The sequence below is a fragment of the Blastopirellula marina genome (genome assembly GCF_002967765.1).
GTDB lineage: Bacteria > Planctomycetota > Planctomycetia > Pirellulales > Pirellulaceae > Bremerella > Bremerella marina_A.
Window position 1 is genome coordinate 1,284,587 of the sequence record NZ_PUHY01000012.1, and the last position, 20,489, is coordinate 1,305,075.

The following is a 20,489-nucleotide window of genomic DNA, read 5'->3' on the forward strand; positions in this document are numbered from 1 at the left end:
GAAGAAGGTGCATCCAGGCCCCAAAAAAAGCCTCAATCGGTCGTCCGGTTGAGGCTTGGATGAATACGGTTCACTAAAGATCTAGTTGAGGTTTACGGGCTCGCCATCGTTGCGGATGATGAGACGCTGCCAAACTTGCGGATCGACGGTGTTCGTCACGAAGCGGACCGCTCCGTCGCTGATCCCCATCAGGAATCCACCGGGGTGAAAGCCGCCCAGTTTGGCCGCGGCAGCTTCTGCCAAGGGAATATCCTCAGGCTTGGTCCATGGGACAGCCTTTTTGGTTTGAATGATCATGACCGTGTTTGACAAGCCATCCGTGAAGCTGGCGAAGGTCGGGGCGTCTCCCGCTGCTCGAGGTTGCCGAACTTTAACGTTGCCAGAAGGAAGTTCGACATCTTTCTCACGCGAACCTTCGTCGCCATCCGAAAATGGGGCGAGTGCGGTGTTCTTGCCGACGATTGAAAAGAAGCACGTGGAGTTCCCTCCAGGAGAACCGGCGTTGCCATAGATGGCCGGCATGCGTTCCAGCACCTTTCGATTCGCTTCACTGTCCCACGGTTCGTCCATTCGATACATCTTATAGAGTTCTTCCTCGCCTATTAGCGGCAGCAGTTCGACTCGCCATGAGTGCGGCACGCCACTATCTGGGTCGATCATTACAGACATGGGAAGGTGACCGTACATGTCGTGGTAGTTGTGCATCGCCAGCATGATTTGCTTCAGGCGATTCGTATCGTTCATCCGCTCAGCTGCCATACGAGAGGCAATGATCGCGGGTGCGAACACGGTGACCATCTCGTCTAACGATCGATCAAGGGTCGAAGTCACGACGACATCCTTGTCATCGGTTTTTACCTGAGCCGCGTCGAGCAGCGCGATACCGAGATCAAAGACCTGTTTTTGGTCGGCTGCCTGGAGTTGGCCTTTTATGCCAACCGCCATGTTTTTCAGGAGGATTTTGCCCGCCTTCATTGTTTCCTCGGCGGTAGTCGCATCGTCCGCCGAAGGAAAGCTGCCAGTGATCTTCATGGTTAATGGGGTACCCGACTCGCCAGCATCGACTGTCATACGCCAGATCTGCGAGGTTTCCGCGATTGGGCGAACCATCGACACGTACGGTGATTGAACGAATTCACGGGACTCGAGAACTTGTGATTTAATGGCTTGCCAGTTGAGTGTCGTACGCATCACCGAATCTGTTGGTGGCAAGAGCGTGGCCAGAGATTGGCGTTCAGTAGGGGGCTGGCTCAGGAACTGTGATAACTGATCTAAGACATCGGGCGTCGAGCGCGCGAGGATCTTGGGAGTGATGAGCATGAAGTATGTGGTCTTGTCTTCGCTAGGGAAGATCTTCATCGGGGCCGAATCGGGAAACGAGAAGGGTTGTTTGGCCTTGATCAGGATCAGTTCTTTGCCAAACGAGGTGAGTAAAACGGATTCGACCTGCGAGGGTGGAACAACCGTCAGTTGCTGCTGAAGTGTGTTGCCGAGTGATGGCGTCTGGGAATCGCCAACATTCCGATTGGTATCGAGGGCAGCGACAATCTTGGGTGACTTGAGTAGACGTGCAACGTTGACTTCCGAAACAGAAATTCCAAAACGTGCTGGTACGAGTTCGGGCAAGGTCGTGTCTGAGGATTCGGTGGCGGCGACGGGTGGCGATGCCTCGGTTTCAGTTGCTGAAGGCGAATTAGGGGCCTGGGCAGAAAGTGGCCGAAGCCCTCCGACGACCATGGCGGCAGCAATGAGTAAGGTCAGTGAGCCAAATTGGAGAACTCGTTCGGTTGCTTGGGAAAAGTGCCGCGGAACTTCACGTAACATTTCAAGTCTCCTGAGAAACATGGAGCGGGGTGGTAGAAACGCCAGCGTTGACCATGCCGGCACTGGGGGCGCTTTGCGGAGAGCTAGTGAGGCGAGGCTCTGCAAGTAGCTCTCACGATCGCCGAGCCATTCGCAGGCAAGCTTGTCGGCGGCCAATTCTTGTTCCAGCGTGTAGCGGCGCGACAACGCAAACGCTAACGGATTGTAAAAGTGCAACGCCTGCAGCAGCACGGCGACCGCTCGCCACCAAGCGTCGCAACGCTTGATGTGGGCTAATTCGTGGGCAAGAACGGCATCGCGTTGTGAACTGCTCCACTGCTCAAATTCGTTGGGCAGCAATATGGTGAATCGCTTCCACCCAACTACCGCTGGCGTTTGCAGGCGATCAATCAATGCAAGATCAAGCGGGGCTTCAACGCCGCTCTGCGAACCTAGGCGTAGCATCCGCTGCTGCATGTCGGCGTCGATGCAGGGGCGGCTGCGACGTTCGAGTAACTTTAATGCCCAGAGGCCGCCGACGATACGGCAGATAGCGAGAAGCTGCGCGATGCCAAGAATGCCAGCAAACCACAGCATCCACGGAGAGCTAGAACGAACGGGCTGACGATTGTCGGCAGTAACTTCGAGGGGACTTTGTGTTTCCGCAGGGACGAACCAAGCCGTTAGTTGTTGCCACTGTTCGGAGAGCGGCTGGGCGTTAGGCGACGGTGCGTTGGTGACGAGTGCAGCATCTGGCGGGACGGCCGATCCTGTTGAATGGGAGAGTGTTTCATCGACATCCATGGACCTGGCCTGAGGGGGCTCGTCTGACATCTGGGCCATCCAGCCGCTACCGGGAATGATGCCAGCGAGAAGTACGATTCCCATCGCTGCGAGACCGGCCATTGCAAGACGACCGCGTGTGTCTGGCATGGATCGTGATAGAGGTAACATTAGCAAGATGGCGATGATACCTACCATGCTGCACTGTAATACGATCCACAATAGCCAAAGCGAAATCTGGGCGAACATGGAAGGAACCTTACGAAGAGCGGGGTGGTTTAGGTTTCGGCTTGCTGGATGGCTTCTGCGATTCCGCAGGAGGTTGCTGAAGAAGTGATTCGATCAGCTTGCGTTCCTTGGCTGAGATTTGACCAGGATCGAACAAACGCGTCAGGAGTGCTTCTCGGCTCCCGCCGAACACGCGTTCGATCAAATCGGTGATGAGTCGGCCGCTGACGTCCGCGAAGGAACGGACGGCCTGAAACTGGTAGGGACGTTCGTCAGTGATCTGCTCGAGAAACCCTTTCTCTTCGAGGATCTTTACTAAGGTGCTGACGGTTGTGTAAGCCAGTGGTCGCCCCGACTTTTCCAGGGCCTGTTGGACTTCCGCCACACCGCAGGCGTCTTCCTGCCAGAAGACATGCATGATCTCCAGCTCACGTTCGGTTAACTGCTTGGCTTTCGGCCGTGCCACGATAGCTCTCCTGTTCGGGCAGCGTGTTCTTTGGTTTCTTAGTTTTGGTTTTATAGAAAACCTGTCGGGCGTGCAATGGAATTGTTCTAAGAAACCAAAAAACGATTCGTTCCCGTCAAGAATCAGGAGTCGCCGACGGCGGCGCAACTATGGAGACATGGAGCGATGGCGTTTGGCGAATTAAGAACGTGTCGGACTACGGATTGGCCCGTTTGATCGGACGGAATGGTTCTGGCAGGGGCACCTTCTTGCCATCCGCTTTGAGGAGCATGTTCCGCCAGTTTTCCAAAGAAAAATCGGTAGGGAGGACGACGGCACGATAGTTGGCAGTGCCGACCAATATTCGATCGTCGCCCCAAGTCCCCAGTTTCTCAAGATCAAGAGCTTGTTCTAGATTCAGGTCGACTGGCATGGTCCAGGGGATATTGCGGTCTGCACTAACAAGAATCGCTGTCTCGCCCAGAGCATCTTTGATTTGCTGCCGCGTTGCTTCTTCGTCATGTAAGGCCGTTCCCTCGCCAAGTACGAGAAAGAAGCTGGCAGCATGCGGGTCAGTTTCCCAGTTACTGGAGAAAATGGAAACTGAGGCGTCGAGAAGTTTCAAGTTGGCTTCGCTGTCCCAAGGCTCGTCCTTGCGGTACTTCTCGTACAGCTCTTTGTACTTTTCATCCCCTAAATACTTGAGCATTTCGACTCGCCAGGAACGGACGTGCCCAGATTCTTCGTCCACGATTATGGAAGATGGATAGTGATCATGAATCGCATGGTAACGGCTCAACGCAGCAAGAAGTCGTTGCAGGCGAAACTGGTCGTCTATCCGGGCCGTATGTTCTGGCAGCCTCTTAATGATGGTGAGCAGCGTGTCGTAAAGCTCCCGGTCACAATTGGTTTGGATCACGCACTGGTCACCGTCCACGCTGGCTTGGGCATTTTCCAGAAGTTGATTTAGGACGGAAACGGCATGCGGCCAATTCTTATAGGCGACGGGATAAGCCGTGGGTGGTAATTCGGTATCTTCGAGATACAACTCGAAGAACTGATCGAGCATGGCTTTGCCCATACGATACTTAATCGAAGCCTCTTTGGCTGCTTCCGCTGAGGTAAACGTTCCCTTGAGTTCCAGGGATAGCGAGTGTTCATCAGTAAATTTCGCTTGAAACATCAGTCGATCGAGAGTGCGATCCAGCGGAGCGAGAAGCTTGGCTACGGGATCGTTCCGGATCATCTCTTCTGACAGTTCCGCATCTTCTTGTCCCGGTGGCTTTCGTTGTGCATAACGAAGAATGAAATTCGGATCAGAGAAAACAGTCGCAGCCGACTTCCGAGAAGTGATCGGTAGCTTCTGGAATTCAAGGAACGCATCCATGTTCGCCTGATTGCTTGCGATGACGACACGATTCGGCGAAACGAGTCTTGCCAAACGACCACCGCCGAAAGGCTTGATCTCGAAAGTTTGGTAGACATCAAAATCGGAATCAAATCCTTGAGACTTCTTTAGTTCCGCCACGTCGATCGGGGTTCGCATTTGAATGATGAGCAGGTTGGGGGCACCGAATCGGTAGTCGGCTCCATTGGCCCATAAAATCTTCTCTGCGGACTCGATCGGGACAAGAAACACTTGGGTGACCAAGGTTCGATCAAATGCCCCCGAAGACTCAAATGCGTCTACATGCGGACCTTGAGGGCCAGGCTCCTTCTCTAAGTCATTCATCTGGTGCCAAAAGCTCAGATTCGCTTCTCCAATCAAGTAAGAGAACTCGAAGGGAACGCTTTCCGCCAGTGTCTGATCGCCATCGGAAGTTGCCTGAGCCATCACCCTCGCAGGGGAAAATCCCAGCAAGACGCTTAGCGCGATCAAATGAAGTGACAAGTAACAGCGTAGGGAAGAACTGCAAGCAACAACGGAAAGCTGGCAAGGCATCTGATTGGCATACATTCGTTAGGGGAACGGTTCGTTAGTCCCCTAATGTGCCTGGAAACTTCTGCGATCGCAAGGGAAAACTCAATAAGTCCAAATGGCAATCGAGGGATGCGATTCGGACGCGAGTTTGGGTATCGGAGGCTGTACTAAGCCGTCGTTTGTATCTCGGACTTGTCGGCATGGAACTTGAACTGGTGCACGCACTCGCGCAGTTCGTGAGCCAACTGCTCCAGGATGTCACCTTCATTCGATAGCTGAATGCCGTCCTGCTGTGTCGATTCATGGATTTCACGCAGGTTGGCAATTTGCATTCTTAGGCGTTCGGCGGAGTCGACTTGATTCTGCGTCAAAGCCACGATGCCGCTCGTCTCGGCATTGATCGAAGCGACTGCTGAGCAGACTTCCTTAAACTGGTATGTTGTCCGGCTGCTTTTCTCAACACCAGTTTGAATGTGCTGGCGTGTTTGCTGGATCATCTGAGTGACCAGCGTGATGTTCTTATCGCAGTGACCAGCGAGTTCTTTGACCTGCTGGGCCACCACGGCGAAGCCGCGACCGGCCTCGCCAGAACGTGCCGCCTCGATCGATGCATTCAAGGCCAACATGTTGGTTTGTTTGGCAAGCTCCTGGATCGTTCCCACCGTCGCGATCATTTGATCAGCACTCTCTTCGATGATTTTCATCGACTGTTCTGATTCCGCGAGGCTCGTCTCGCTTTGATGAGCCATCGAGTTGGCCGCTTCGGTGGCTGCTTCCGCACGACGAACATTCTCGCGAATGGAATGAATCGATTGATGCAGTGCTTCCACTTCAGTCAGGATCGCGGTGAGCGATTCGCTCTGGATTTCGATTCCCTGCGAGAGGTTCGTTGAACTGGAATGCAGATGGCTCGAACTAGCGGTCACGTTATCGACGCTCTGCGAGAACATTGCGACAACGTGATTCCACGAGCGAATCGTACGATCCAGGTCGGTCTGAAGTGACTTCACATGCGGATCGCGAACGTCAGGGATATCAACGGTCAGGTCTCCCTGGGCTGCTAAGTCGAACACCGGTCGCAGTTGATCGATGGCTTGGTTCAAGTTTTGATGTTGGCGACGATGTAAGACTTGGTCTCGGCAGCGGGTTGATGCTTCCCGTAACGAAGAATAGATTCCGACCAAGAGGACGGCATCTTCAATGATCACCCAAGAAGCATGCTCAATGACTAGCATCAACGCAGGATCGGAAAGTCCGAAAATCGAATACGGCCAAAACAAACCACGTCCCAAGTGATCGACCGCCGTAATCACAGTGGCGATCAAGAGAACTAAGGGATCGCGATACAGCGACAAGAATGCCAGCGAGGCGAAGACATGAAAATGGACTTCCGTACGCCCCCCCGAAATATGAATGAACAGTGCGGAAAAACTCGCCTGCGAGATCGCCATCACATATCGTGTTAGGGGATTCTGCGATTGAAACCAGCCGAGATACGCGGGAACAACTCCAAGCAGTATCGCTAGAATCGCCGAACCCCACACGTGCGGATGGACGCTGCTTGCTTCGCCAGCCCATGTTTGTGGCGTAATCACGAGCGACAGGCCAAACGCGACCAGCCCTTGAATCAGCATTAACACAGCGAACAATCGATTGGTTCGAGCGTTGGCTGCTAACTCTTCCCGATGCAAGGTGGCCGATTCATCAGCATCCAGTCCGGAGTATTGGGGAAACAGAATCTTGCTAAGCATGGAATCGTCCTTCGCAACATTCGGGAGGATCTAAGGAAGGGGGTGAATCGAGAGGGAGATCTTCCGGCTTCTTTTCTAGAAGCGGGCACCCGAAAACAGGATAGCTCGATTCGGCGCTGTCGAATTCGACGAGCGTGGACTTCAAAATTGAAAGGCCCGTGTTCGCACCACGATGGCCGCGACTTGATGTGACGCCACCGTTGTAAACCAGTTTTCCTTCACGATCGTATAGCAGGCAGTGACCGCTGGTCGAAGCTCCAAACCTCTCCGCTTCCTGACCGGTGACGTCTGACACGAGTGTGACTTGTGGCCGGTCATTCCAGGACTGCAATTCGCGATAACAACCCCCCAGGGAATTATTGGACTGGGGCTGAAAGTCACCGAAACAAATTAGCGTCACTTGAAGATCATCGCTGCGGATCAGTGGCTGCAAGTTATCGAGGGTTGCACGCGTGCAAGGGCATTCTGGGTGAAGGAAAACCAGAAGATGTTGTTGCCCTTCGCAGCGGTTAATTTCCGTACTGCTGGGCCAGCTTTCAGGCACATCCGAAGGCGGTCCCGGCATGCTCCCGTACAGGGTCAACCAAGCGAACGTACTGCCAACCAAGATCAGCCAGACACTGAACGCGGTGACTTGGATCAGACACTTTGATGCCGCAGTTGGCATGGAACCCCCTGGTAGCGAAGAAGTTAGACGACACGAAAGAATCTAGGTCACTTATGGACCAGTCGTCCTGCCTCTGCGGGAAGCCGATTGGGTTTACCGGGGAGAATCCTGGGTGCGACGCGTATCAAACAGAGAATGAGGATGGGTTAAAGCAGGTGTAGCGGTCGTATCGAACGGGAGCTCGGATCTTGACGTGCTTCCTATTAAATGGAGCGATCATCCAGAACTGGCATCGCTAACTGCTCGTCTCTAGTGATTAAGGCCAATTCAACCTGGATGGCATTGAGATCGAGGTCACGGACGCATTTGGGCGTCCACGAACGTGCCAGCACCAGGAAATAGTCTCGCGACATCAAAACTGCCGAAAGGTGTTGGGGAAAGAAAAAAGCGGGCCGAGATGTAAAGTCTCGGCCCGCTTTCGTTCTATAGTCAATGCAATCTCAGACGCATTAGCGAATGAACAGCATTTCCTGGTAGGTTGGCAGTGGCCACAGATCGTCAGCGACGTAGCCTTCCAGTTCGTCAGCGAACTTGCGAACTTCGTTCATGGCTGGCAGAACTTCGTAGCAGCTGCACTTCGCTTTTTCGTGCCAGCATTCGATCGCGTCGGCTTTCGCTGCGACCGAAACCAGGGCGGCGACGCTGTCTTGCAGCGACTTGACCAAGCTGGTCATGGTGTCCAGCGTATCCTTGTCGAAGTCGTAGCCCAGAGCTTGCAGGTTCGCACAAGTTGCAGCCAGCTCGTTTTGGTAACGAACGGCAGCTGGGAAGATCATCGTGCGAGCCATCTCGACGGTGAGATTGGTTTCAACAACGATCGATTTGCAGTACTGTTCCAGGTAGGTTTCCAGTCGACTTTCCAGTTCACGTTCCGACAGAACGCTGTACTTGGTGAACAGCTCTTTGACTTCCGCCTTTTCCAGGAATGGCAAAGCATCGGCAGTCGTCTTCAAGTTCAGCAAGCCACGCTTTTCAGCTTCCTGGTGCCATTCTTCCGAGTAACCGTCACCGTTGAACACGACCATTCCATGTTCGTTCATGATGTCGGTGAGCAGCTTCTGGATAGCGCCATTGAGCTTCGAGCTATCGCCACCGGTTGCTTCTTCTAGCTTGGTCGCACAGTAGTCCAGCGATTCCGCGACGATCGTGTTCATCGCGACCAACGGACCAGCGATCGACTGGTTAGAACCAACCGCACGGAATTCAAAACGGTTGCCAGTGAAGGCGAAGGGGCTGGTACGGTTACGATCGCCAGCATCCTTAGGAAGCGGTGGTAGAACGTCAGCACCAATTTCCAGCGTCCCCTTTGGAATGGAACTGCTGGCACCGCCACCCTTGATTTGCTCGAAGACGTCGGCCAATTGATCGCCGAGGAAGATCGAGATAATCGCCGGAGGAGCTTCGTTGGCACCCAAGCGGTGATCGTTGGAAGCCGAGGCGACCACAGCACGCAGCAAACCTTGGAACTTGTGTACGGCACGAATGACCGCTCCACAGAAGACCAGGAACTGAGCGTTTTCGTGTGGGGTTTCACCTGGATCGAGCAGATTACCTTGCGAGGAGCTACCCATCGACCAGTTAACGTGTTTACCTGAACCATTGACGCCAGCGAACGGCTTCTCGTGGGTCAAGCAGGCCATGCCATATTTTTCGGCGACCTTACGTAGGATGATCATGATCAATTGCTGATGGTCGGTGGCCACATTAGCGAACTCGAACATCGGAGCGATTTCGTACTGGCCAGGAGCCACTTCGTTATGACGCGTCTTGACCGGGATGCCCAACTTGAACAGTTCTCGTTCCGATTCCAGCATGAACGCCAGAACGCGATCTGGAATGGCACCGAAGTAATGGTCGTCGAATTCCTGCCCCTTAGGGGGTGCAGCACCAAACAAGGTGCGACCAGCGTTGAGCAGGTCAGGGCGAGCGAAGTAAAAGTTGCGGTCGACTAGGAAGTATTCCTGTTCAGGACCGGCGGTCGAGCTGACCATTGCACCGTCGGTGTGACCGAACAGAGCGAGGATACGCTGGGCTTCCTTGTTCAAAGCCTGCATCGAACGTAGAACAGGAGTCTTTTTGTCGAGAGCCTCGCCAGTCCATGAAACGAACGCCGTCGGGATGCACAGCGTGGTCCCGTTGGGGTTTTCCATGATGTAGGCTGGGCTGGTGACGTCCCAAGCGGTGTAACCACGGGCTTCGAACGTTTGGCGGATACCGCCAGAGGGGAAGCTTGAACCGTCCGGTTCGCCCTGAATCAACTGTGATCCGCTGAACTCGGCGATTGCACTGCCGCTGCCATCTGGGCTCAAGAAGCTATCGTGCTTTTCAGCGGTGCTGCCCGTAAGTGGATAGAAGACGTGAGCGTAGTGCGTCGCACCCTTTTCGATAGCCCAATCTTTCATGGCCGACGCGACATAGTCAGCAACGGTTGTATCCAACTTCTCGCCCGTTTCAATCGTCTTCATCAACGACTTGAAAATCGGCTTGGGAAGACGGTCTTTCATGACCGATTTGCTGAAGACGTTCGCACAGAACAGTTCCTGGGTCGGCGTCTCCAAAAAATTCATGGCTGGGACGGAAGGCTTGTAGTTAGTCACCGCGGCGATGGCGGCCATTCGTGCCGTTCCGCCGACGTACCCGCTACCGCTGCCTGTGGTTGTTGTTCCGTTGGAACCCGCCTTACCTTTCGATGCCGTGCTCACTAGTGTGTGACCTCCAAAGCCTAGCGCGAACGGCGACCCCCAGAGGGATCCGCGTCACGCCCTATATTGATAAAAATCCCTTACCGTCAAATAGCTTCGCGATCCCTGCTGAAGCGTTGTGCGGGATGAAAGCAAGTATCATGCCGCAGCGTCAGAAGATGCAAAACTGCTAGAAAACGACCCCAGAAGAGGCGTCCGGTGCGCGCAAAAGTAGCGTGACCTGCATAGAAATGTAGCAAAAATGACTTGCCGAGGCCTATTTCTTGAACTTTGCAAAAAGGGTGCCGATGCGGATTGGGGATGAGTACAACTTTTGCCCACCATTCGCAGTGCGTTGACATTGGATCCCTTCGCTGACAAGAAGACCAGTTCGTTCCTACGGCTCAATCTCTCGGTTGAGCGGTCACTTCCGGTCAACTTAAGGCGTGACCAACCGGTTTGGAAGTAGGCAATATTTCTGACGAGCCGTTTTTCTTCCTTTCTCTGATAAGTTTGGCCTTATCAAAGGAGTTCCTATTCTCCTGGAACTCAGATTCACGATTCTTCATCGATCGACGATCACCGAGTAGATGCCCCCGGGCACTGAAAACAGTTGAGTGGGCGGATCCGATTTCGCGATTACTTCCCAGGGAGCGGTAAGCCAAACTTGTCGGAGGTGCCGCAGGATATTGGAAGCATCGCCTCGGCTAAAACGCCGCATCAAGATCGGCTTCCCAAGGTGAAGAGAGAGAGGTTCGATGAGCGGGCGATCTTCAGTGACTTTCTATGGTTAAGCCTGCTTTAGCAGCTTGCGCACTCTAGGAAGACCGACTGCGATTGGAACGGGAAGAACCAATATTTTTGCCTATAAGCGCGAACACGTTAGTTGAGAACGGCTCTTCACTTGTCTACGCTACTGAGTCTGGATCCCCGCAAGAGGCAGGGTTTTTGTGGCGATTGAACGCCGGGAAACTTATTGGGGGATATCTTGTGACACGTTTCTTCGTGGGCAATTCGTTTGCCGTCGCTTTATTGCTGGCTGTTTTGATCATCACACGTCTTAAGGGTCAAGACGCCGCCCCTGAGGTTCTGCTATTTCCAGGTCTGGGGGAACACAGCTGGAAGATTTCAAGCGAAGTTCCGAAGGCTCAGGCCTATTTTGATCAGGGGCTCGCCTTTATGTATGGCTTCAATCATGACGAAGCCATTCGCAGCTTTCGTGTTGCTGCCGAAGAAGATCCCTCGTGTCCGATGAATTGGTGGGCAATCTCATTGGCGAATGGACCAAATATCAATTATCCGCTACTCGACGAAAAGCATGCTCCCCAGGCCTGGCAGGCACTTCAGAAAGCTAAAGAACTAGCAAACAACGGTTCGCCGTTGGAGCAAGATCTCATCGCTGCTTTAGAAGCAAGGTATGCCGATCCTCCTCCGGAAGATCGTAATCAATTAGATCAGTCCTATGCCGACGCCATGCGCAAGGTTTGGAATAAATATCCCGATCAGCCTGACGTAGGAGCTTTGTTCGCGGAAAGTTTGATGGACCTTTGGCCATGGGATCTCTGGCAAAAGGCGGGAGCGGCCAATCCAGATACAGCCGAGGTTATGCAAACTCTTGAGCAGGTCTTAGAGTTATCTCCTAATCATCCCTTGGCGTTACATCTCTACATCCACACGCTCGAAGCTTCAGGCGAAGTGAAGAAGGCAGCCGACGAGGCAGATCGTTTACGTAACCTACAGCCAGGGCTTGGGCACATGGTTCACATGCCTTCACATATCGATGTCCGCTTAGGGGCGTGGCGAAAGGCAATCGCTGCCAATGAGAAAGCGATCGTTGCCGATACGGCTTATAAGAAACGTTCGCCAGACCAAGATTTCTTTCGGATCTACATGGCGCACAATCGCCACATGTTGGCTTTCGCCGCGATGATGATTGGCCAAGAGAAAGTTGCGACTGAACAAATTAATATGATGTTGGAAGAAATGCCGGAGAAGTGGGTCGAAGCGAACGCTCCCTTTGTCGACGGAATGCACAGCATGCCATACGAAATGCACATCCGTTTTGGCCGCTGGGATGCCATTCTTGCGGAGCCAGAACCAGCGAAGCATTTCCCAATCTGTAGAGCGATGCGTCACTTTGCCCGAGGTGTGGCATACGCAGCCAAAAAGCAGCCCGAGAAGGCCCGCGCAGAGCAAGTGGAATTCCGTCGTTTGAAGGAAGAGGTCCCGGAAGAGGCATTCTTTGCATTGAACGTCGCATCGATTGTATTGGCGGTTGCCGACAACATGCTCGAGGGAGAAATCCTTTATCGCGAAGGTAACGTTGATGCCGCGATTGCGAAGCTCGAGAAGGCCGCCGAACTGGAGGACGATCTCCGCTATACCGAACCGCCTGATTGGATCCAGCCGGTTCGTCACGCACTGGCCGCGACACTGATGGATGCGAAACGCTACGAACACGCCGAGAAGGTCCTAAGGCGTGATCTAGAAATTCACCCTCACAACGGCTGGGCACTGTACGACCTGGCACGAAGCCTGCGGATGCAAGGAAAGCTGGAAGAGGCTAACAAAGTTCAAGCTGAATTCGAAATCGCTTGGCGAGATGCTGACGTTCAAATGACTTCAGCTTGCATGTGCCTGCCGGGCGACGGTTAGAGCTTGCGTGAATGTCGTTTCCTTTTTTCAGTTGAACTGGTCAGTGCTGAGGTGAGTTGAATTGTCTTGATCAGAGCCGGCGGTGGATGGATGAAGGTTCGCAGTCTCCCGCCTTCTTCTGCGTGGTAGGCACCAACGCTCGACCCCATACCAGCTGGCGATCCCAGCGAGAATCGATGCTGGCGTAGCCAACAAAAATAACAAGAAGGGGTTCATCGAACCGCCATTTGCATAAACGATCATCTGCTGAATCGGAAACGCGTAAAGGTAGATGCCGTAAGAGAAGTCGCCATATTTGCCGAAATGGTGAAAACAAATACGTCGCTGAAATGCTGCATAGAAAACTGCGTAGGTCATCGCGACAGGAAGTATTAGCGGTTTGACGATTGGCACTAATCCCGCTAAGAGGCAACCCGCCAAGCTGACAAAAAACCACGTCTTGTGAAACTCGATTTTCTCGCGGTACTCGTAGAAGCATGAACCAACAAGAAAGAATGAACTTGTCTTGATTAGCAAAAAAAGCCGTGGGTGAACGGACAACTCGTAGATATCCGCGCCAACATTTATGGCTGCTGCGACAAGGAGCACAACTCCTGTAAAGATCGCCAAACGTCTTGGGGATCTTAACAATTGAGCGAATCCAATGCCCATCAATACAAGGTAACAAGCCCACTCATATGGAATTGACCAAAGGGAGCCATTGATTGTTCCGCTGTAGATGTTAGTCGCGAATGCTTTTGAGGTTTCGAATTGCTTGAGGATAAGAATACCTGGTATCCAATTCAAAAACTCTCGCAATGAAATCATAGACATTGCAAGTAGGATGATTATGGTTAGAAGATTGACCGTTAGCCATCCTGGGTATATGCGTAAAAATCGTTTTCGCATGTAATCGAACAAGGACTTTCTACGCTGCCAGCTTGCTAAGATGAGATAGCCACTAATTGTGAAGAATCCCGCGACAGCTAAGTCGCCCATGGTCGTTTCGAACATCATAAAAAACGGTTCAGAATCGTTGCTTCCCGTTCCTATTGGGAAGGAGTGTGAAAGGATTACGATGCAAGCAAAGAAGAATCGGATAATGTCGAAGTTGTTGGACTGCGATGAGTTGGCGTCGACTCGCATTCTTACTCTCAGGTTAGGCAGCTAAGAAATAATTGCGAAGATCGGTGCCACCTAATCCGATATTCGTTTTGCGACGCGCTTCATCACAATGGCCCGTTGTTCATGCTGATCATAATTGATTGAGGATGAGACGCGAGATGTTTTAGATAAAAAGGCCGTGGTCGGTACAGGATCCTTCGGTACAGGATCAGCGATTTATCGCGAAGAATTGATTGGTTGGCGAGGACTCAAGAGCTAATGCCATGAATGATGGGACTGTCCTGGCAAGGAAGGTGCTCGTTCAAGAAATCCAACAGGCCGAAGGCAATACCTCCGGCCTGTTGAGGTTTTTTGTTAATGTGGAGTACTTAAATGAACAAAAAACAATTTGCCTCAAAACCTTGGATAATGCCTAGTTGAAACTCACCCAAAGTCATCGATTCCATTAATCCATTACATGGACTTGTTCGACTGGGGGAAGCATCTCTTGCGCCTTAGGATTAGTTAGCGTTGCTGGCACTGGTTCCTGGTGGCATTGGTACCCCCAGCCCTCTGGGAAGGTGTCCCAGCATGTTGCTCGGTATCCATAGTGAAGGTAGTCAGGGCCGCAGGGCGTCCTGCGGACAGCTTCTTCGCCGACTCCGCAATACAGATTGCGAGCATCAACTGGGCAGCATTGGTCCTTCTTGGTTGCTGAGCAACCTACGATGAGTAGGAAACCCACAACGAGTAACAACTGCTTTCCCCGTGACTCAATTCTTTTCAAATACATCGTGAACTACCCAAGCTTTGAATTAAGGAGGTAAGCCGCTCTAGGCTGAAATTCGGTATCGGTGAGCGGACTTACCAGGAGAATGTTCCAATTTAAGATACTTCGCGAATCGACATTAGAAGTTGTTCAGGTTCGTATTGGTTCTGTCGAATAGGTGAATTGTTCGAGCAGTCTGTGTACCAAGTAGCGTCACCCCGAGCACTCGCTCGATTGGAGAGATTAGCTTGGCCAATGCCGTATCGAACGCGACAAGCTTGTTCTCGGCCACAAAGACGCGGTCGCCCGGCATCAATTGGTAGTTTGTGGCAACGTCACCACGCTGGGTGATACCTTGCCAGTCAATCGGTAGAATTTGGTCTCCACATTGTCCATTCGGGCCAGGTCGAGCGATCCACATACGCGTGGAATTGGCACTCGAGAGGCTATCAATTTGGCTAAGTGCATCGAGTGCGGTGTCTTTGCCAGTAATCGGCATTGGCACAACACGATCGCCTAGCCCAGCCCCTTGGAGAACGACGTAATAGATCTTGCTGTTGTATCCGAATACATCGACAGCCACTTCAGGGTTCGCAAATCGAGTGGAGAGGAACTGTTGGATAGCACTTTTGGCTTGATCAACCGTCATGCCAACAACGCGAACTCGCCCGTAGCTTCCCAGGGTGACAGTGCCGTCGGGAGCAACCAGGTGTTCTCCGGAAATCTCCTGGTGTGCTGAGATTCCTGCCAGGCGAACCCAGACAACCGGGTTCTGGACGTGAACAGCCAGACGCTCCCGGATAACGGCTTGCGCTTCGGGAACGGTAAGCCCTGCTAGGCGAAGCGGTCGGTAAGCACCACCAAGTGTCTGCTCGTCATATCCGAAACCCAGAGTGACGGTCCCGTCGATACCGACGGTATATTCACCAATGACTGGCTGCTCTTCTGGAAGCCCCGACGTTTCGACGGTAATCGTGTCGAGCGGATGAAGGGTGTATGGAGCATTGGGGATCAGGTTAACTGCTTGAATGCTGAGGAGGTCAGGTGGCTCGATTACATAGTCCGGCATCGTAACCATCTGTAGTTCTTTGGGTTGCTCCGGATAGATCGGGGCATTGTGTTCCGGATGATCGAGATAACGATCAAATGTGTGATTGAACGTCTGGCAGCCCATGAAACTGCAAACCAGAACTGTTAACAGTGCCACGAGTTGATACTTTTGCATGTTCATTTAAACGAGCCGATTGCCAGTATGTGTTTGGGCCATCCGAGGGGCATTGGGGTATTCACCCTGCGTTCCCCTCAAAAAGTCGGTACATATTGCGTACAATGCAGTACATATGGAATTGTCGGCGTTTTTATGACAATCCTTCAGACCAGAAGTGGGATCTCGCCGATTTTATGCATAGGAAAGGCAGAAAACTTGCTTGCCCGGAAATCGCACTGAGAAGGAGAGAGTTATGTATGTAACATCGATAAGGAATAACGTTATGGTCCGCGGTGGGCTTTTTCTGCTTGTCGTCGGCGTAATCTGGATGATGGGAGAGGGGAGTGCTAATGCCCAGTACGGCTATCAGCGATATCGCCCAGCGACTCCAGTCCTCAGTCCTTACCTTGGATTAACGGCCTCAAACAACGGCGCTTTGCCGAACTATTTTGCTTTCGTGCGGCCGCTTGAGGCAGCTCAGCAAACAATTCGCGAAGAGAACCGCGTCTTTAGTCAGCAGCGGAAAGAGCTAATCATCCAACGCAATCAGCTACAGCAATTACAGACGGAATTTGGGCAATCGGTTGCCGCGCCTACCGGCCAGGCTGGTTGGTTCCGAACGCAGGGGCGACAAAGTGGCTTCAAAAACACGTCGCATTATTACCAGCGATGGCAGAGATGAGCCGATCGCTTGGCGTCTAGGCCATTGACGTCAAGTGGGTGAAAACATGTTTCCCATTTACCGTAAAAAAAATAGCTTCGGACTCCGAAGCTATTTTTTTTGCGGTAAATGCAGTATTGTCTAGACCGTTTTCGGCGAATAGTGTGTAAAATGGAGAATATGCCGCGATTCTAGCGCTCGTATGTTGCCTCACCGTGACTATAATCAGTTCACGTTGATTTACTTTAGAGAAAATGGCAAGCGCAGCGAGGACCGTCACGAATGTTAGATTTTCGTGCCCATACGAGCCTGATTTTGGCTTTCGTGATATGTGCGCCTGGTTGGGCAGGTGACCTTTACTCCACTTCTAATTCGGGACATAAGGTCAACATTCTAGACCCAAATAGTGGTAAAGTTTCAGAATTTGCCACATTCGAGGATGCTATTTCTCGCGGAATAGCATTCGAATCCAGTGGGAAGCTCTACGTCACCGCTAATTTCGATGATCACTCCAGTCTGGAAGAACTCGATCGGGCGACTGGTTCTAGGATTCACATCGGCCAATTCGAGGCAAATACTTTCGTCCAAGCGATAGATTTTGATTACCAAGGCAGTTTTTTTGCCTTGGCGACCGACGGAAAGCTGTTCAGGCTAGACCGCGAGGTAGGTGGCGAGTTTAAGAAGAAGGGAGATTCCGATGTGCTCGACATGGTTCTAGTCGGAGAAACCGGAGTGATGGATTCGACGGATATTGCTATCGACTTGATCGGGCGACTTTTTGCTATTTCTGGCGACGATCTTTACCAAGTTGATCCCTTAAATTCTAACGTTCTCGCTCAGGCGAAAGTGGTGATTCAAGCGCCTGGCGAAGAGACGATTCCTCCGCCGGAAGTTGAAGATTCCCGATCAATGCCGGTTAGCTTTCAGGCAGGCCAAAGTACATTCGCGGGTTTGATGTTCGATGAAGCTGGGGCTCTGTTCGCGACATCAAACTCTTGTCCTGCCTCGCTTTATCAAGTCGACACAGAAAGCGGTGCTGCGACTTTCGTCTCAAATACGGAAATGTGCGATCCTTGTAGCGGTGACTTTCCTCCACCAGAATTCGTGGCAGCTGGAATTGGCAGCTTTTGGGATGCCGGTGCTGGCGGAACTCCTTACATGGGGTTCGGTGGGTCTGGTCTCAGTGGCGGCGTTGGCGGTTACGCAGGTGGAGGCGCCTTTGGCGGTGGTGGAGGAGGGGGAGGTGGAAGTAACGGAACGACGAATGGAAACACGCCACCTGGGACGAATGGTCCAGATGGTGGCCCAGGTAATCCGGGGGTTACACCCGTTCCCGAGCCGGGGACGCTGTCAATTTTTGCGGTGGGGCTCGCAGGTTTGGGATTTGCTAGACGGTTCGCGGGTCGCCGTTCAGTCTCTTAGTTTCGTTTTCACTAGAGATTTGCGTTCATTGATCATCGCTCGAAGTCTAGGCAGTTTTCTGAGTGATCTCGTTGGTAAGAGTACTCGTGCTTCGGAGTTTCGATATATAGGGTTGCTAAGGAGTTCGAGTGGAATTCTTAGTGACTGGGCCGTATTCGCTAATTGGATAAGCTGAGGTCTGTGGGAGATTTGTTTGTGTTGATTTCGTCTAGCGAGGGCATTGCTTCCACTGTTGGTGTTGGCGTTTGAAATCGCTTACTGGTTGGGATTGAGGTATTCGCTTAGCTCCGTTTAGATGGACCTTAGAGGATAGAAATCAGCGAGTAAGGGCAAAATTCGCGAAACTTGGGGATTCAGTGAATTGCGCTAAACTTGAATTGAAGTTGCTTGACTTCTTGTTAGGTCAGCATTTTAATGACATTAGAGAAATCGCTAAATGGTGGGGTGTCTACCAGCGAAGAAGGTTTAAATTAGGAGAAATGGTATGATTGTAAGTTCTCTCCGTGGGGGGGTGTTAAAAGCATTCGCGTGGATGCTCGCTCCTGCACTTTTGCTCGGCTGCGCGAGTGTGAGCAACGCAGCCATGATGCTGTACAGCGGTGGTGTCACCGTAGACAGCAACAATCCTGAGTACGCAACCGAAAGCATTGCTCCGGTTACGCAGGATTTCTACTTTGCTTACACGATGGAACTGACGTCTGGTTCGCTTGACGCACTCGATCAGGTTCAGTTCTACTTCGATTCTGATCCGTCTGTGATGCCAGGCGCTATGCCTTGGTCCTTCGCGCCTTCAGTTGGCCTGAAGGTCGATCAAGGTGGTGCAGGTACCAGTGACTTCCAGGCGCGTTGGGGTTACACCAATCAACAGTACTCTGGTGCGAAAGAAGCTCCGGGTGTTGGCGAGACTGTAGGTATTATTGCTAAGCTCTCGAAGAGTGGTGGCACAGTCTACGACACGATTGAGTTGTGGGTGGTCGACGCTTTCGCTGGCGTTCCTGCTTTTCATACTCTCGGTGCTCCTCAAGCTACTTCGGTCACTGGATCGTCTTCTTTGACGTCTGTTTCGACCGTCGGTATCTTCAGTGCCGCTCTTGATGCAGGTGACTCCGTCTTTCTGGATAACGTCAGCCTCGCAACTGTTCCTGAGCCAATGACCATGGCCCTCTGGGGTATGGGCGGTATTGCTGGCCTAGCTTACTCGGCACGTCGTCGCAAGCTGGCTGCTAAGGACACCGAAGCTGTATAGCTTTCGATGGAATCAGCAAGCTGCCCGCTTTCTCAGCGGGCGGCTTCTTTTTTTTATTGTTTCCATGCCTTTAGGAAAACACTGGGCGTCACCGCATTTGTGGTTATGCTTTCTTCTACCAGGGATGGGCTCCCCATATGAGGGTGCATCTAACGGCATTGGCCAGTTCCAAGGATTGGAGGCCTACAGTGGGGCATTTCATAAGTAGGCAACAGAAAACGGTATTCTTGGCGAATGGCAAGCGAGAAAAATATTATTGCTGAGCACAAGTCGTCTCAAGTCACTCTGGTTGGCTTGGTTGTTTGCATTCTCGTAATCGCATTTTGGTCGGTAGGGCTGACCTTAACCCGCATATGGTCTAGTCAGCCTGATATGTCGCACGGGTTTTTTGTGCCGATTGTTTCACTTTGGCTACTTTGGTTTCGTTCTGACTTGATACCGGAAAAGGGCGAAATTGGCGGGGTGGGGTCGGTTTTCGCAGGTGTGGTAATCATCCTTCTAGGTATCGCAATTCGCTGTTTTGGAATTCTCTATCACTCTTTGACATTCGAGACTTGGTCTGTCTTGCCAGTCGTGCTCGGAACTGTCATTGGGATCGGCGGTTGGAAGGGTTTGCGTTGGGCATGGCCTTCTGTGGTATTCCTGGCATTCATGCTGCCATTACCTGCAGCCGTCGGCGGGATGTTCGGAGCGAAACTTCAGTCGCTCTCAACAGTCGTCAGTAATTTCACGCTTCAGCTAGTAGGCATTCCCGCAGTCGCTGAGGGTAATGTGATATGGCTGTCTTCTCAGCCGTTAGGGGTTGCTGAGGCTTGTAATGGATTAAGGATGCTAACCGCATTTTTCGCTATATCTGTTGCAACCTGCTTTATCTTAGATCGCCCGGTTTGGCAGAAGGTCGTTTTACTCGCGAGCGCACCCTTTGTTGGCGTTGTAGCCAACGTTTTTCGGATTACGCTGATTGGTATCATCTATGAACAAGAGCCGGGAGAAGCAATGTCGAAGTTCGCGCATGATTTCGCCGGGTGGACGATGATGCCTTTTGCCATAGTCATCTTAGTGATTGAGTTGTGGGTTCTCTCTGGCTTGATCTTGCCAGATGATTCTACGCTTCCCTATCACGATGATGCTCCTGTGTAGGAAGGGGCATCTATCCGGGCGGCCGGT

General features: G+C 52.2%; 14 protein-coding genes. 5 read left to right on the forward strand and 9 right to left on the reverse strand.

Annotated features, from left to right (window positions below):
- Positions 1-81 precede the first annotated feature (81 nt).
- The 7 genes from C5Y83_RS21800 to C5Y83_RS29480 form a co-directional block, all read right to left on the reverse strand.
- Positions 82-2,835, reverse strand: coding sequence for a M56 family metallopeptidase (locus C5Y83_RS21800; protein ID WP_105331833.1), 2,754 nt, complete (start codon positions 2,833-2,835; stop codon positions 82-84).
- 10 nt (positions 2,836-2,845) lie between these two features.
- Entirely contained in the window at positions 2,846-3,280 is a 435-nt protein-coding gene (locus C5Y83_RS21805; RefSeq protein ID WP_105331834.1) for a BlaI/MecI/CopY family transcriptional regulator, read from the reverse strand.
- Positions 3,281-3,476: 196 nt separating this feature from the next.
- The gene (locus C5Y83_RS21810) at positions 3,477-5,216 is read right to left on the reverse strand and encodes a DUF1559 domain-containing protein (protein ID WP_114304696.1); all 1,740 of its coding nucleotides are present in this window, start codon (positions 5,214-5,216) and stop codon (positions 3,477-3,479) included.
- A gap of 131 nt (positions 5,217-5,347) precedes the next feature.
- The gene (locus C5Y83_RS21815; protein ID WP_105331836.1) at positions 5,348-6,931 is read right to left on the reverse strand and encodes a methyl-accepting chemotaxis protein; all 1,584 of its coding nucleotides are present in this window, start codon (positions 6,929-6,931) and stop codon (positions 5,348-5,350) included.
- The gene (locus C5Y83_RS21820) at positions 6,924-7,598 is read right to left on the reverse strand and encodes a hypothetical protein (RefSeq protein ID WP_105331837.1); all 675 of its coding nucleotides are present in this window, start codon (positions 7,596-7,598) and stop codon (positions 6,924-6,926) included. The genes C5Y83_RS21815 and C5Y83_RS21820 overlap by 8 nt, the downstream gene beginning before the upstream one ends.
- A 449-nt stretch (positions 7,599-8,047) precedes the next feature.
- Positions 8,048-10,213: a glutamine synthetase III gene (locus C5Y83_RS21825; protein WP_105331963.1), complete on the reverse strand. Its 2,166-nt coding sequence runs from the start codon at positions 10,211-10,213 to the stop codon at positions 8,048-8,050.
- A gap of 631 nt (positions 10,214-10,844) precedes the next feature.
- On the reverse strand, positions 10,845-11,000 hold the full coding sequence (locus tag C5Y83_RS29480) for a hypothetical protein (protein WP_158262451.1): 156 nt from the start codon (positions 10,998-11,000) through the stop codon (positions 10,845-10,847).
- A gap of 269 nt (positions 11,001-11,269) precedes the next feature.
- On the opposite strand from C5Y83_RS29480, the gene C5Y83_RS21830 reads away from it, so the two are divergent.
- Positions 11,270-12,934: a tetratricopeptide repeat protein gene (locus tag C5Y83_RS21830; RefSeq protein WP_105331838.1), complete on the forward strand. Its 1,665-nt coding sequence runs from the start codon at positions 11,270-11,272 to the stop codon at positions 12,932-12,934.
- Between the two features lie 27 nt (positions 12,935-12,961).
- Here C5Y83_RS21830 and C5Y83_RS21835 read toward each other — a convergent pair whose 3' ends face one another.
- Positions 12,962-14,059, reverse strand: coding sequence for an acyltransferase family protein (locus tag C5Y83_RS21835; RefSeq protein WP_105331839.1), 1,098 nt, complete (start codon positions 14,057-14,059; stop codon positions 12,962-12,964).
- An 866-nt stretch (positions 14,060-14,925) separates the two neighbouring features.
- Complete coding sequence (locus C5Y83_RS21845) at positions 14,926-16,017, reverse strand: polysaccharide biosynthesis/export family protein (RefSeq protein WP_105331841.1); 1,092 nt, start codon at positions 16,015-16,017, stop codon at positions 14,926-14,928.
- Positions 16,018-16,246: 229 nt separating this feature from the next.
- Here C5Y83_RS21845 and C5Y83_RS21850 point away from each other — a divergent pair, with 229 nt between their 5' ends.
- The 4 genes from C5Y83_RS21850 (at position 16,247) to C5Y83_RS21870 (ending at position 20,462) form a co-directional block, all read left to right on the forward strand.
- Positions 16,247-16,675 carry a hypothetical protein gene (locus C5Y83_RS21850; protein WP_146117867.1) on the forward strand — a complete coding sequence of 143 codons (429 nt, stop codon included), beginning with the start codon at positions 16,247-16,249 and terminating at the stop codon, positions 16,673-16,675.
- 261 nt (positions 16,676-16,936) lie between these two features.
- Positions 16,937-18,076 carry a PEP-CTERM sorting domain-containing protein gene (locus C5Y83_RS21860; protein WP_105331844.1) on the forward strand — a complete coding sequence of 380 codons (1,140 nt, stop codon included), beginning with the start codon at positions 16,937-16,939 and terminating at the stop codon, positions 18,074-18,076.
- Positions 18,077-18,560: 484 nt separating this feature from the next.
- The gene (locus C5Y83_RS21865) at positions 18,561-19,322 is read left to right on the forward strand and encodes a hypothetical protein (protein WP_105331845.1); all 762 of its coding nucleotides are present in this window, start codon (positions 18,561-18,563) and stop codon (positions 19,320-19,322) included.
- A gap of 234 nt (positions 19,323-19,556) precedes the next feature.
- Complete coding sequence (locus C5Y83_RS21870; protein ID WP_105331846.1) at positions 19,557-20,462, forward strand: exosortase/archaeosortase family protein; 906 nt, start codon at positions 19,557-19,559, stop codon at positions 20,460-20,462.
- Positions 20,463-20,489: the final 27 nt, after the last annotated feature.

Excerpts from the sequence above, each read along its gene's own strand:
- C5Y83_RS21865 (WP_105331845.1), top strand. The coding sequence starts at position 18,561 with ATGATTGTAAGTTCTCTCCGTGGGGGGGTGTTAAAAGCATTCGCGTGG.
- C5Y83_RS21800 (WP_105331833.1), bottom strand. The coding sequence starts at position 2,835 with ATGTTCGCCCAGATTTCGCTTTGGCTATTGTGGATCGTATTACAGTGC.
- C5Y83_RS21825 (WP_105331963.1), bottom strand. The coding sequence starts at position 10,213 with ATGGCCGCCATCGCCGCGGTGACTAACTACAAGCCTTCCGTCCCAGCC.
- C5Y83_RS21820 (WP_105331837.1), bottom strand. The coding sequence starts at position 7,598 with ATGCCAACTGCGGCATCAAAGTGTCTGATCCAAGTCACCGCGTTCAGT.
- C5Y83_RS21870 (WP_105331846.1), top strand. The coding sequence starts at position 19,557 with ATGGCAAGCGAGAAAAATATTATTGCTGAGCACAAGTCGTCTCAAGTC.
- C5Y83_RS29480 (WP_158262451.1), bottom strand. The coding sequence starts at position 11,000 with ATGCGGCGTTTTAGCCGAGGCGATGCTTCCAATATCCTGCGGCACCTC.
- C5Y83_RS21810 (WP_114304696.1), bottom strand. The coding sequence starts at position 5,216 with ATGTATGCCAATCAGATGCCTTGCCAGCTTTCCGTTGTTGCTTGCAGT.
- C5Y83_RS21835 (WP_105331839.1), bottom strand. The coding sequence starts at position 14,059 with ATGCGAGTCGACGCCAACTCATCGCAGTCCAACAACTTCGACATTATC.
- C5Y83_RS21815 (WP_105331836.1), bottom strand. The coding sequence starts at position 6,931 with ATGCTTAGCAAGATTCTGTTTCCCCAATACTCCGGACTGGATGCTGAT.
- C5Y83_RS21845 (WP_105331841.1), bottom strand. The coding sequence starts at position 16,017 with ATGAACATGCAAAAGTATCAACTCGTGGCACTGTTAACAGTTCTGGTT.
- C5Y83_RS21860 (WP_105331844.1), top strand. The coding sequence starts at position 16,937 with ATGTTAGATTTTCGTGCCCATACGAGCCTGATTTTGGCTTTCGTGATA.
- C5Y83_RS21850 (WP_146117867.1), top strand. The coding sequence starts at position 16,247 with ATGTATGTAACATCGATAAGGAATAACGTTATGGTCCGCGGTGGGCTT.